The organism is Pleionea sp. WD8-19, assembly GCF_055326765.1.
In genome coordinates this window covers 1-14,363 of record NZ_JBUZOU010000004.1, presented here as the reverse complement: position 1 = coordinate 14,363, position 14,363 = coordinate 1, and the positions used below count along the sequence as shown (strand labels likewise).

Here is a 14,363-nt window from a genome sequence, read left to right as displayed (position 1 = left end):
TGGAATCGAAATATGTTGATCAGCTTTGCCAAAATGCAGGGGCTCGGCAATGACTTTATGGTGGTCGATACCATTTCACAACCGGTTTTTTTTAACGAGTCGCAAATTCGACGCTTGGCTGATCGGCATTACGGTGTTGGTTTCGATCAGTTGCTTTTAGTTGAAGCACCTCAACAACCCGACGTCGACTTTCACTACCGGATTTTTAATGCCGATGGCAAAGAAGTCGAGCAATGCGGCAATGGCGCTCGTTGTTTAGCACGCTTCGTCAAAATAATGGGGTTAACCTGGAAGTACAAACTTCGAGTCAGTACTTTAAAAGGTGTGATTGGTATGCGTATGCACAAAGATGGCAACGTGAGTGTTGAAATGGGGGTACCGCAACTCGAACCAGCAAAAATACCCATGCGGTATGCGCAACGCGATACGGAATACAGTCTCGAAGTTGGTGGCATTCGCCACAAATTTGGAGCCGTATCCATGGGCAATCCCCATTGTGTGTTAACGGTTGACGATGTCGACACCGCACCGGTTGCTGAGTTAGGCGCCAGCATTTGCCAGCATAATCTGTTTCCGGAACAAGCCAATGTTGGGTTTATGCAAATGATTGATCGCAATGAAATACGGTTACGGGTATTTGAGCGCGGGGTCGGAGAAACTTTAGCCTGTGGAAGTGGAGCCTGTGCGGCTGTAGTGATCGGTATACTGCAAGGCAAATTGGGCAATAAAGTGAAAGTTGACTTGCCTGGTGGACAGTTGACGGTGGAGTGGCAAGGCGAAGGCGAAATTTTGTCGATGACTGGCCCTGCTGAATTTGTGTTTGAAGGACAATTGGAAATATGAATCTAAATACTGACGAATTAATGTTGAGCGATCAACAGGTGTTTGATTACCTGTCGATGCATCCTGACTTTTTGCAACGTCATCCGCAATTGTTATCGCACATCAGTGTGCCGCATGAAGTTGAAGGTGGTGTTTCACTGGTGGAACGACAAGTAAAAGTATTGCGAGAAAAAAATCGCGAACTGCAAGGTAAATTAATTGAAATGCTCAGTGCTGCGCAAACCAACGAACAGTTGCTGACGAAATGCGTGCGACTGGTGTTATGTTTGATCGACTGCAAAAACTTCGCCCAATTGATTAATACATTAAACGATGTATTGCGACGTGAGTTTGAATTAACGGATGTATCCGTCAATTTGATTGGTCGTTGGCCTCGGGTTGATAAAGCGCGAATTTATGCGGACGGCCAGCGATTGTTTTCGACCATTGATTGTCAGTTTCCCGATGACGAACCCATTTGTGGTCGCATGGATCGTAAAACCAGAGATCAATTGTTTCCGCATTACGACCAGCCTGCCGGATCGGTGGCGTTGGTTCCACTAGGCAAAAAAGGGCAGTACGGAATTCTTGCTTTGCTCAGTGATGATGCGGCTCACTTTTCACCCGACATGGGCAGTTTGTTTTTGGAATTAATTGCAGCGGTGACGACACAAATGTTGGTTAAATTTAAGGATTTTTAATTGTGAAGATATTTTACCGTGAATAATGAGTTGCTTATCCGACAGTTTGCTGAATACATGCAATCGGAAAAGCAGCTGTCACCGCGAACCGTAGAAAGCTATTTGCACACCTTGCACAATTTTTTACAGCGGTTTGAATCGTTTCAAGTAAGCGATTGGTCGCAAGTTTCTCATTATACCGTTCGCGCTTTTATTGTTGCATTACATAAGGAAGGTGTGTCGCCGCGATCCATTGCACAAAAATTGTCTGCACTGCGCCGTTATTTTGATTTTTTAAATCAACAAAAGATCATGACCGTTAACCCGGTGAAAGGATTAAAAGGACCTAAAGTTTCTAAGCCCTTACCAAAAGTGTTAGAGGTCGATGAAGTTTCGGTGTTTCTTGATCAAATGCAAGCGGACGATTTTATCAGTTGCCGTGATCGTGCCATTATGGAATTGTTTTACTCGTCGGGTATTCGTTTAAGTGAGTTGCAAAATTTAACGTTAAATGCGATCGATTTAAATGATGCAACGTTGCGTGTTACGGGTAAAGGCAATAAAACTCGAGTTGTACCAGTCGGTAAAGTGGCTATCAAAGCGTTGCGTGCGTGGTTAAAAATTCGTTACGCTCACGTTGATTTAGAGCAATCCGCTTTATTTGTTACGGTAAAAGGTGAGCCGTTAAAAACACGCAGTATTCAAGCTCGTTTAAGTTATTGGGGAAAACGTTTCGGATTAAGCAGTCGTTTGCACCCACATAAATTGCGACATTCCTGTGCGTCACATTTTTTAGAGTCTTCTTCTGATTTACGTGCCGTACAAGAACTACTCGGCCATGTAAATTTAGCAACAACACAAGTTTATACCCATCTCGATTTTCAACATTTGGCGAAAGTGTACGATGCCGCACATCCACGGGCCCGAAAAAAATCATGAACGATCATTCACTCCAAACAATAAACGAAGTTTTAAAACGTATTAAAGTCATCGGGTTCGATCTCGATGACACCTTATGGGACAATCGTCCCGTGATCAGTGCAGCGGTTGAAGCGCAGTTTCAGTTTTTGCATCAGCAATTGCCGCAGCAGTCTTTGAATCATATTGAAGCGGTTTATACTTACGAAGTTGAGCAGCGGGTGACTGACCAACCCGAGCAGTTTCATGACATGAGTTTGCTTCGAAAAGAAGCATTGCTGGGTTTGTGTCAACATTTTCAATTACCCAGTTCTATTGCGCATGAGGCGTTCGACGTTTTTTTTACTGAGCGTCAAAAATTTACGCCTTACCCAGAAGCCGAGTCATTATTAAAAGCACTCAACGAAAAATATTCTTTGGTTGCTATTAGTAATGGCAATGCGGAGCTGTCTCATACTCGTTTAAAGCAATACTTTAAATTTCATTGGCGGGCAGGGGTTCACGGTAAAGCCAAGCCCAATGGCGATATGTTATTAAAAACGTGTGAGCACTTTGCTATTGATCCCGAACAAATGCTTTATGTGGGAGATAGCATTAAATACGATTACCAGGCTGCCAAACATGCCGGTTGCCACGGCGTGATAATTTCGCATTACAACAATGAAAGCGAAATGGAATACCCACCCGGAAGTATTTGCTTGTCATCGTTGGTGGCGTTTATGGATGCCATAAGCAACGATGGATAGTTGAGCGACAGCAATAGAAAGTTTCTTAAAACAGCGTATTATTCCGTTTGATTTTTGATGTATCTCACATGTGAATATTTACCTAGAATGGTGAATGTATGAGTGTCATTTGAGACATTTCTCACTTGAGCCAACTTTCCACTTTTGCGATACTTCGCGCCGTCTCATCAGGGAGTTGTTGCTTCACAGGGACACCAAATGAATAACCGTTTGCGCCAATAAAAACACTTCGCAAACGAAAAAAGTATCACACCGATTTTTCAGGGGACTTATGCACCGCGTTTTATCTGCGCTCGGTCTGTTTTTGGCCGCGTTTTTTGCTACCACTTTGTCGGCCGCTGCGCCTTATCCTGCGACGAATGTAAAAGGGCCGGCTACGGATGCCGATGGCACCTACACCATTACGTACACGCGTTCGAACGGTTACATGCATCGCTTATACGAAAGCAAAAATGGGGGCAGTTACGCGTTTGTTGAAGCGCGTTCGGATAAAAGCAGTTCGTTTACGGTAACCGACCGGGTTGATGCTAGCTACCTCTATAAAGTAGAGGCCTGTAACCTCAGTCCCTTCCGCGGACTTGAGTGCAGCATGTCATCACCGAGCAATGTGGTGACGGTGGCGTCGTCGCCGAATGTACCCGCTAAACCCACTGGACCTTCCAGCAGTAGCAGCGGCAATTACACGGTTTCTTGGAGTAAACCGGCCGGCACCGTGACTTACTACAGCGTGCAAGAGCGTAAAAACTCCGGCGCTTGGGTGCAGATTTCCAGCAAGCACAGCACGACCAGCATGGCGTTCAGTAATAAAACCAGTGGTACTTACGATTATCGCGTGCGTGCTTGTAACGGTTCGGATGCGATGTGTTCGGCGTACAGCAGCTATTTGCGTGTGACGGTGACCATTGATGCGGGCAGCCTAATCCCTGATGCCACATTGCCAAGCGACTCCATTCCCAACCACGATGCTACTGTTGGTGCACTCGAAGGTGGCGCTGGCGTTTCCGGTGGTGCTGCCACTTACTCCATTCCGATTGCGATTGCGCCAGGAAGAGCGGGCATGCAGCCGGCGGTTTCCCTCAGTTATTCTTCGCGCAGTGGTAATGGCATTGCCGGAGTCGGCTGGAGTTTAAACGCCAGCACTTCATCCATCCATCGTTGTGGGCAAACCGTGGCGCAAGACGGTAAAAACGTAGCGGTGACTTATTCCGCCAGCGACGACCGATTGTGTTTGGACGGTCAGCGATTGATTGCCATCAACGGCGGCTATGGCCAAAACGGTAACGTGTATCGTACTGAGCTCGACAGCTTCGTTAGAGTCACCCAAAACTACGACATTAATTCCACGTCCAGTTCGTTTAAAGTGGAATACAAAGACGGTCGCACCGCCTGGTATGGTGATACCAGCAACAGTCGCCATCAGGCCAATGGTCGCAATGAGGTTTTAACTTGGGCCATTCGCCGGGTGGACGATGCCTCACATAAAAATTCCATTCTTTACGAATACCGCTCTTATGGCGCTGGTGAACATTTAATATCGGCCATTTATTATACCGGCGAAGGCAACACGCCAGGCACCCGCAAAGTCAGCTTCACTTACGAAACCCGCCCCGATGCCAGCGTGGCATTTTTGGCCGGTGGTAAAACCGAAAATTCTCAGCGCTTAACAACCATTGAAACCTTTATTCATTCCACTGACCGCGTACGCCGTTACGAATTGGAGTACGGCTCGGTCAGTAATGCCACGGGTCGCAGTGTGCTGCGCAGCGTGCAGGAGTGCTCATACGTTACCGGTACCGAAACCTGTTTGCCGAAAACGGAATTCGATTGGCAGGACAATGCGCAGTCGTTTGAGTTGGTGAAATTGGACAATCACACTGGCACACCAGGCAAGACCCTATTTCGAACTTTAAGTGATTTGGACGGCGATGGGATCAAAGAGTCGATGACGCTGGAGTTTTACTTAGGTGGGGTGGCTTATCGCTTATTTTCGCTCGATGCCGATGGCAATGAGTTGTGGGCTTACGAGTTTGATGATGATGAGCGCGACCTTGCGCAAAGTTTGTGGGGTGACTGGCAGATTGACATCGATAACGATGGGGTACCGGAAATTGGTCGTGTGGAAGGTGATCCCAACAACGCCAATCAATTAAAAGAAAATACTTTCCACAAACTGGTGAACAACAACGGCCAAATTTCGCTGGAACTGGAACATCGAACGGGCATTACCTGGCGTCATGCTATTAATGACGGCCATGCTGAAAACTACATTATGGGTGGTCATTACGCCGATTTTAATAACGACGGACTCATCGATTATGTAGCGAATAACTGGGATAAAGTGAATAAGAAAGTGAACATCACTTTCTGGCAAAACATCGGTACGGAAAAGTCGCCCAACTTTTCTGCTGGCACCATCAAGAAAACCTACAGCTACAGCAAAACCAGCGAAACCGTTTCAATGCAAGATGTGATAGACATCAATGGCGATGGCCGACTGGACATCATGCTCAATGACACAACATGCTACAGCAATTTGCATGGGGTGTTGTTGCAAGACGCTGCGGGCAACTTTACGGAAACATCGTACGCAACGCTCGGTATCAGTGACACGTACCACCCCAAGTATGTATTCCATCAATGGATAGACATCAACAGCGATGGGCTGACTGATTACGTGTTCATTCCGCGAAGCGGCAGCAAAACCTGGTATTATCAATTGAACCAGGGTGGCCGTTTTGGCTCTATGGTGAACACCGGCAGTAGTGCGGGTTTTATCGATAAAAAACAATCCATTCAATACCCCACCGATGCCTGTGGTGAGAACGTAAGTACGCACGTACCCAAGTTTGCCGGATTGATTGAAGCGTCGGACATTGACAGCGACGGCCATCAGGAGTTGATGCTGCCTATTAGCGAAGTGCCGGCAATCAAATACTGTATCAGTCGTACTTTGTGGACATCGATTAACGGCATGTCGTTTGGGTTTAACAGCGATGTCGAAAATCGCGCCAACCATTTGCCGAACGATATGGAATTTTGTGCCTATTCTGGCGGCGATGGTGAACTCTATCAGAAAGGATTTGGAGCGGTAGACGCCAGTATTTATAACGTCAAAGCTTTTGAATTTCAGTACAACGCGTCGACGCAAAAATACGAATTACAACAGCGAAATACTCACACTTTGTTAAAGCGTAAAGGCAAAGCGTATTACGCTAGCTGGAACGGCGACCTATACGGGGACGGCTTGTCAGAGCTGATGTTTAGCTACGAAGTCGGGATGAGCCGTATTAATTTGCCGGCGGGCGTATCCGACTTAGGCGTATACGTTTATCGAAACAAAGGCACTGCCAGCAGCAATGACGCATACGCCAAAGCGCCCGATTTACTGAAAAAAGTCACCAACGGTTTATCGATAGAAAGCGAGTGGGATTATGCGCCACTCACTTCCAAAGCAGGTCGCAGTGCAAGCGAACCCGCGCTGTATGCAGTAAAAGACATTAACGATCCCAACCGTTACGTCGATGACGATCATTTCTACTTCACCTCGTCGATGTTTGTGGTGTCGAGCTTCAAACAAAGCAATGGCATTGGCGGAACTAACAGCACGCGTTATTCGTATCGCGAAGCGATGTTTAACAACAAAGGCCGAGGCTTCCAAGGGTTTCGCAGCATCATAGTCGATAACCCCGACGGTACCCGAGCGGTCACCGATTTTCATCAGAAGTTTCCTTATGCAGGACAGCCACAGGAAGTGCGCAGCTGTTTAATCAGTGACAGTGGCGAGACCTGCTCGGTGAACCCTTTGACCAAAACTCGTTACGCCTACACCAGCCAACACACCGTCAGTGGCAACAGCGATGTCACCTGGGTGTATCCAAGTCAAACCGAAAGCTGGCAGTACGATTTGGAAACCCGCAGCCAAACGCAGTACAGCAAAAGCAACGTGCTCAGTACCGACCATTACGGCAATGTGCTCGAATCGAGTAGCCAAGTGGATACCGGCTTTGGTGTGGTGACCAGCAGCACGGTGAACGTTTACGATTACTCACAAGTGGCGAACTGGTGGATAGATAGGCTGGCCTCCAGTGAAGTCACCACCAATCCGGTGAAGTACCGGCAGAACACCACCGGCATTGAAGCCAACACCGATACCCCTAAAAAAGTGAAAACCAGCTACAGCTGGAATGCCACCCATCGTAAACCGTCGAGTGTTACGGTTTCGGCGACACAGGGTGGGGGGAAAAGTGTGACCACCAGCACCAGTTACACCACATACGGATTGCCCGATAGAGTCACCACCTCAAGCTCAGGCGAAACCGCGCGTTGGGTCGATACCGATTACAGCACCGATGGCTACTTCCCCACGCTGGTTAAGAACAACCTGTTCACAGCGAGTCAAACCCGCATTCACCCTGAGCACGGTCAACCGGAATGGACCGAAGACGCCAATGGCAATCGCACCAGCTACACTTACGATGCGTTCGGCCGAGTCATTGAAGCGCAAACCACGGGCAGTCCCAAAGCCTACTCCGGCTATCAGAAGTGTTACTCGAACTGTCCGGCACGCGCGGCGTATTTTGTGGAAACCCGTCAAGTGGGTGCGCCCACCAGCGTCGTCTACAAAGACGCCTTCAACCGCGTCATTAAAACCGAAAGCCAGGGCTTTGAAAACGCCAACACTCTGTACCAATGGACGCAGTTCGATGGTCTGGGTCGAACCGTGTTTGAGTCCATCCCGTCGTACACCGACAGCTACTTAAACACCAACAGCGATGGTGTTCATTACGTGGCTTACGATGCGTTGGGTCGTTTAACCGAAAAACGCAGTTCACAAGTGAGCAACCAAACGCTCGTCACCACTTACGATTACGCTTATGGTAATAACCCTTACCGCACCTATGTGCGGGCGGGCAGCCTCAATATGTGGCGCACTTACAACAGCATCGGTCAGTTGATGCAAACCACCGATGCACTGGGTGGCATTACCCAGTACGCGTATGACGGCGCAGGCAACCCCATCGTGCTGGAAGATGCGAAAAACAATCGCATCACCGCCGCTTATAACGCACTGGGTCAAAAGCTGTGGGTGAACGACCCCAACATGGGCAACAAAACCTTCACCTACACCGGCTTTGGTGAAGTGGATACCGAAACCGATGCCAAAGGCCAAACCACCGATTACAACTACGATACCTTGGGTCGTGTGATTGAGCGTAAAGTGAACACGGTCTTGGAAGCGGAGTTTAAATACGATACCGCTTTACAAGGCACAAGCGGGCAATGCTATGGCTTGCCGGCCAGTGAAAACAAGGTCGGTGAAAACTATTTGAAGCAATACCGCTATAACGAGAAGTGTCGAGCCAGTAAAACCACCACCACCATCGATGGCAAAGAATACGATGTGCTTACCCATTGGGACAGCCGTTATGGACGAGTCAAAGGGCTGACGTATCCGTCTGACCTTACGGTTGCGTATGAGTATGACGCCACCGGCCTCACCAAAACCGTAAAGAACGCGCAAAGTGGTGCGACTTATCGCACCATCGAGGAAATGGATGCGCTCGGTAACTGGACAGAAGCCAGCTACGGTACCTCCACCGCCAGCATCAGCCGCGGTTTTGACCCAGCCAGCGGGCAAATGCTGTTTTCTCAGTTGCAAAAGGGGAGCAGCAAACAACAACGCCTCGATTACACCGGTTTTGATGAATTCGGCAACCTTAAGAACCTGTACGTTGAGAATCGTCAAAGCAACGGCAGCATTTACACCGACCGAGAGCAATTCCTTTACGATGGTCTGCATCGTTTAATACGCAGCACGCGTACCTTTCACAGCGGAGAGAATGACCAAGTAAGCTACGGTTACGATGCCGTCGGTAATTTCACTTACAAGTCTGACTTTACCCAATCCGCCGTCAATTACATTTACGGCAATTCTAATAAAAGTGCTGGTGGAAACGCTGGGCCGAATGCGGTGCGACGGGTGAATCTTGCCAATAACAAGGGCTATCGCTATTACAGCTACGATAACAACGGCAACTTAACGTCAGACAGCATTCGCAACATTGCGTACAACGCCTTTAATAAACCCACGGTGATTGATTTAACCCCGGGGCATTATTTAGGCCCTTGGGACACGCAAGTTACCGCTGACATTACGCTGAACTTCTATTACGGCGCTGACCAAATGCGCTACAAGCAATTCAAAAGCACCGGCGAAACGACGATATACATCGACAAGTTGTATGAAGAAATCAAAACCGACAACAAAACCGTTAAGAAAAGTTACATCGGTGACATTGCTGTCGTTACCGAAACCACGGAAAACGGCGTTACCACCCACAATACCAAATACTTCCATCGTGACCGTTTAGGTTCGATGAGTGCGGCGTTCGATAACGCCGGGAATGTACTTGAGGCCCACAGTTTCGACCCCTTTGGTAAACCTCGAACGGGACGACTGCAGAATAAATTCAACGCCATTTTAGATTCCGATACCTCCACTCGCGGCTTTACTGACCACGAGCATATGGACGATGCACAGCTGATTCATATGAATGGGCGAGCGTACGATTATAATCTGGGACGATTTCTGAGTGTGGACCCATTTATACAGGAGCCAGGGAATTCTCAGAGTATGAACCCTTACGCTTACTTAATGAACAATCCGCTTTCTGGGACCGATCCGAGTGGGTATATCGGGTGCCATGTATCGAGAATGAAGAGTAAGTGTGCTAGCTATCGAGGCGGTGCCGGGTATAATGGCAATTCAAATGCAGCTAAGAAAGCCGCTATGGCTAATGGGAAGGATGACCAAGTTAAAGTTCTGGTTACTGGTCAATCCAAAAATGTCGAAGAGATAGGAGCGTTATTGCAAGAGGCCGGCTTCAAATTGGAGTCGACTGGAAGCAGTTCGGATGGAACAGCAACAGCTGAATTATATTCGATTAGTACTGGAAGTACAGAGTCCACCAGTGGTGGAAGCGTGGGTGCGGGAACGATTGCAATAGGAGCTGGATCTACAGCAATTAAAGGCTCTGGTGGGAATGGCATTGCGAAAGAAATTATTAAACAGGAAGTAAAAAGTGTCGCATCAGTATTAGGTAGAGTTTTAGGTACAATAGTAGGAGCTTTGTTGCCAACAGAAGCAGCAGATACTTCTCCTGAAGCTGTTAGTGCTCGCATGTATGCACAAATGTCTACCGCAGAACAATCGATTATTAGACAAGCGACTATTGACTCTCTTTTATCTCAAGCGAGTCAAACTAAAGATGGAAGAATTATTTTGTATCATGGTTCGGATGTTGAGTCTTTAGTAAGTTTACTTAACGGTGCTCCATTAAGCGCAGCTGTAGCAATGGAGAACAAATATCCATCAGAACAAGGTGTTTCTCAAGTTGGCTTTTACTTAACACCATCATATGAGGCTGCTGCCGCATTTGGTGCAAGACGAAATGGTGGAGTTATTCAATTTGCTTTTACTTTAAATGCACTAGAGCAGGTTGTTGCTTCGGGTGTTGTATATCAGCCTATTCCTGCATTTGGAAGATCAAATCAGTCTCCTGGTGCAGAGTTAATAGTATTACCAACAGCTTTCCCTACTTTTGATAATCAGCGACGAGCTGGTCAAATTATCGCAACACCAGCCCAATAGTTATAGAGTGCAAATATGAACGAAAAAAAATATTCTACAAATGATATAAAACTTGTAAAGCCTTTGAAAAATTCAATAGATAAGGTTGACTTGAGTTTCGATGCGTTTAGAAAAAACTTGAGTAGCGCCAGTGAACATGCGTTGGAGTTTGCAAAAAGTCTTGTTTTTAATTCATTACCAGACAGAATTAAGTTTATTGTTTATTTAAATAAATCGTTTGATGAAGGTAAGTTAGAAGAAGGTGAAACGACTTTTGCTGGATGTAATGAACTGAGTACTCAAGAGTTTGTTGATATAGATGAACTTGTTCCATTACTATGGAGGAATGGAATGGTTCCTGAGTGGATTAATATATCAGTAAGTTCTGAAGATGGTGAGTTCACTTATCTGAAGTTAGAATGTTGTGGCCGGTTCTCGAACAATAAAGAGCATATGTATCATGCAAATGAAGGTCGCGCACCTTTCCATGTTTTAGGGCCTCCAGTACCTCATGAGCAAAAATATTTTGACGCCAATGGAAAGTATGATCTGAATTGGAATGAGAAGCCAGCGTAGCATGGGAGCTAACCCACGAAAAAACTGAAACATTGCTTTAATTTATAGAAGAGAAGCAGAGCACTAGCGCAATCGTTGGGGTTCTCAATACCTCTCGATCGTGAGCGTCTAGGGACCTGGAGGTGCGGGAACTCTTATCACTGACTCAATGGCAGGCAGAACACTTGCGTCTAAAATTACTTATGAAGATACTGAACTTGGTGGAGCAGCTGTAACAGAGGGATTGACAGTACTATTTGCGGCGCTTCGAGTTGCGACAGTTGGCCGGAGTGCTGGAAATACTTCCGATATTATTAATGACACAGCAAAAACTTGGGAACTTTTTGGAAGACAAACGAGGCATGAGTTTACAAGCAAGCAAATCAAAAGGTTGAAAAAGCATATTAAACAAAACGGCTATGACCTACCTCCTATTGAGGTAGCTATTGTAAATGGACGAAAAATAATAATAGATGGACATCATCGAGCAAGGGCAGCTGGAGGGCTTAAACTTGACTTTGTTCCGATAAAAATACATAAAGTCGACTCGAATACAGCTACTCGGTTAGAACAAGAAGCTGCAGAAGCTGCTCACTCATTGGGCCTTTCTCATAGGTGGTAATCGAAATCATGCTAATTGACAAAATTAAAGAACTTACTGCGTTACAGTCTACTTTAAGTGATTCGCTTGTAGATCAATTGAGGATTGAGTTAGATCCGTTTCTCTTGAGTGTCCCAAAGCAGGGGCAGATTACTTGCATGAAAGATACATGGAGTTTTAAAAAACATGGAGTAGGCGTTTGCTTTGTTAATGACAAAACTAAAACAAAAGTAGATGTCTATAAGCTTTATGATTGCCCATTATTTTTTAGTGCATGGAGTTTGACTGATTTCATTTGCTCCCAAGGAAACAAAGTAATAGTTGAAATTTTGGGTAATGGCAATAACGTCCCTTTAAGTGAAATAGTATTAGAATGTTTAACTAAGTTAAAGGACTCTGGCTATCTGATAGAGGAAGATGAATTTTTCTATTTGGCGTAACAGGAGGAAGGGTAAAAGGTTAAGTCTGAATGAAGCCGGAATGAGAGGGTTGAGGCGTACACTTTCAAAAGAGTTAAATATGCCTGTGGATATTTCCATTATTAGAACAGGCGGAGCTTTTGACAAAGGGCCGTATATTCCAATTTTGTAGAGCAAATTTATGACCGAGTATTACACAAAACTATTTGTTCAAATTGATAGTTCACAACAAGAATTACTTGAGCTGGTTGCTAAGTCTTGCAATGGTACTATTGATATGATGACCGTTGAGTCAAGAGTTATAGAGATTGATGTGATGGACAATGAAATCACTAATACAGGTGACTTCTTGGCTTTTCCATTTACTGTGGAAGTTGTTAACGTGGAAGATATAGCTTTCAATGATTATCTTGAGTTTACCAGTAAGTTAATGCAATCGCTCCATGTTAACTGCGCGAAAGTTGTAGCTGCGTGTGACTGGGAAAACACTTTACCAGGACAGGGAAAGTTAATGTGATTTCAATAGTTGTTAGATGAACGAAAGTGTAAATTAGTTTTAAAATTTTCCTACAAACCATAAACTAAGATATGAACGACGATGTATACACTACGCCAAAGTCTGAGCTTGCGAGTACGCAAAAAGGCTTTGGTATTTATATTAATTTAAACTATATCATCATGTTTGTTGGGATAGCTCTACTTCTTATTTTCTCACTGATTTTATTTACAATAGAAGGTGAGTTACATTTCCAAATATTAAATGTGGTGTTGTCACTTATTTTGATGCTGGCTGCTTTAGGTACTATTAAAACATTAAATTATGGGTGGAAAAAGCTTTGGAGTGTTTTAGGAATGATAACCAATGCGATAATGTTGCTTTTTAGTGTTGTTGCATTTTTTGTATTTCTTAGTGAAAGTATAGAAAAGGGGTTAATAGAAAAAGTTATGATCCTTGTATTTCTATTTTTAATGGTGATATCTCTACTTAATTTACTTCTAACTTACAAGCAAAGAAAATTGTAAGAATGGGTTAAGTCGTGACACCCATACCTTATAGGTGCTTATACAGTCAAAGTACACCGAGATTTCGAAGCAGTTTTTGTTTGGGAGTTTCCAATTAATGTTGTGAAATAACATTAGTTGGATTTTTTGTTACACATTTTAATGTTGTTATTTTATGGTTCGAACTAAAGAAGATGCGTTCAAACTGCTTGAACAATTGAATGCTCCAGAGCATTTAAAGACACATGTAAAGTTGGTCGGTGAAGCCGCAGAGTCTATTATTGAAATGTGTCATCAGTTAAAAATTAATATCGATAAAGAATTTATAAGAGCTGGAGTTGTCTTGCATGATGTGGGTAAGGTTTTTCATATAGAAGAAATGTATAAACCTGGGAGCTTGCATGAGGCTGAAGGTGAGAAGTTATTAGCTAGAATGGGAGTTGAAGCTAAGTTGGCACGTTGTTGTTTATCTCATAGCCGATGGAGCGATATGGAATGTTCCTTAGAAGAGCTGATCATAGCTCTTGCAGATAAGCTATGGAAAGGAAAAAGGAACAATAAGTTGGAGCTAATGGTAATTGATAAAATAGCAGAAAATCTACTAAAAGATAGGTGGGATATTTTCGAGGAGATTGATAGCCATTTAGAATCTATTGCTTCACGAGGCGATGAGAGGTTGCAGCGAAGTCTGTGAACGTCCAGTAAACCACACCTAGTGCTCAACGTTAAGGGGCTTTACTCTTTCCTCCTGATTAACTTACCAGGAGATATCCAATGAGCCGAAAAACCTTAGCTGACTGGCAAACCATTAATGATGAATTCGAAGACAGTAAACAATCGATTACCGAGTTTTGTCGTGAGCGTGATTTTAGTGCCAAGTATTTCTATGCAGTACGTTCAAAGCTGAAACGCAAGCAACAGCCAAAATCGTTTGTAAAAGTAGAGCGAGAAAAACCACCCGTTAATGACGATAGTATCACTTTAACATTT

12 protein-coding genes are annotated in these 14,363 nt (G+C 45.0%); all 12 read left to right on the top strand.

All coding sequences use genetic code 11. The features are described 5' to 3' along the window. Positions 1–12 precede the first annotated feature (12 nt). The gene (gene dapF, locus ACTUJY_RS05935) at positions 13–843 is read left to right on the top strand and encodes a diaminopimelate epimerase (RefSeq protein ID WP_463615145.1); all 831 of its coding nucleotides are present in this window, start codon (positions 13–15) and stop codon (positions 841–843) included. Next, positions 840–1,523 (top strand): DUF484 family protein, encoded by a 684-nt coding sequence (locus ACTUJY_RS05930; protein WP_463615144.1) that lies wholly within the window; start codon positions 840–842, stop codon positions 1,521–1,523. Before dapF ends, ACTUJY_RS05930 begins: the two co-directional genes overlap by 4 nt. Positions 1,524–1,541: 18 nt before the next feature. Then, positions 1,542–2,441, top strand: coding sequence for a tyrosine recombinase XerC (gene xerC, locus ACTUJY_RS05925; RefSeq protein WP_463615143.1), 900 nt, complete (start codon positions 1,542–1,544; stop codon positions 2,439–2,441). Further along, positions 2,438–3,166: an HAD family hydrolase gene (locus ACTUJY_RS05920; protein WP_463615142.1), complete on the top strand. Its 729-nt coding sequence runs from the start codon at positions 2,438–2,440 to the stop codon at positions 3,164–3,166. Before xerC ends, ACTUJY_RS05920 begins: the two co-directional genes overlap by 4 nt. A gap of 271 nt (positions 3,167–3,437) precedes the next feature. Continuing rightward, positions 3,438–10,817, top strand: coding sequence for an RHS repeat-associated core domain-containing protein (locus tag ACTUJY_RS05915; RefSeq protein WP_463615141.1), 7,380 nt, complete (start codon positions 3,438–3,440; stop codon positions 10,815–10,817). Between the two features lie 15 nt (positions 10,818–10,832). Beyond that, a complete protein-coding gene (locus tag ACTUJY_RS05910; protein ID WP_463615140.1) occupies positions 10,833–11,372 on the top strand; it encodes a hypothetical protein in 540 nt (179 codons plus the stop codon). Between the two features lie 148 nt (positions 11,373–11,520). Further along, a complete protein-coding gene (locus tag ACTUJY_RS05905) occupies positions 11,521–11,973 on the top strand; it encodes a ParB N-terminal domain-containing protein (RefSeq protein ID WP_463615139.1) in 453 nt (150 codons plus the stop codon). 8 nt (positions 11,974–11,981) lie between these two features. Next, complete coding sequence (locus tag ACTUJY_RS05900) at positions 11,982–12,392, top strand: DUF6896 domain-containing protein (protein WP_463615138.1); 411 nt, start codon at positions 11,982–11,984, stop codon at positions 12,390–12,392. Between the two features lie 160 nt (positions 12,393–12,552). Next, complete coding sequence (locus tag ACTUJY_RS05895) at positions 12,553–12,888, top strand: hypothetical protein (RefSeq protein WP_463615137.1); 336 nt, start codon at positions 12,553–12,555, stop codon at positions 12,886–12,888. Between the two features lie 71 nt (positions 12,889–12,959). Continuing rightward, positions 12,960–13,394, top strand: coding sequence for a hypothetical protein (locus ACTUJY_RS05890; protein WP_463615136.1), 435 nt, complete (start codon positions 12,960–12,962; stop codon positions 13,392–13,394). A 154-nt stretch (positions 13,395–13,548) separates the two neighbouring features. Further along, positions 13,549–14,067, top strand: a complete 519-nt coding sequence (locus ACTUJY_RS05885; protein WP_463615135.1) for an HD domain-containing protein — start codon at positions 13,549–13,551, stop codon at positions 14,065–14,067. Between the two features lie 80 nt (positions 14,068–14,147). Continuing rightward, a partial coding sequence (gene tnpA, locus ACTUJY_RS05880) for an IS66 family insertion sequence element accessory protein TnpA (RefSeq protein WP_463615134.1) occupies positions 14,148–14,363 on the top strand: 216 nt, incomplete at its 3' end.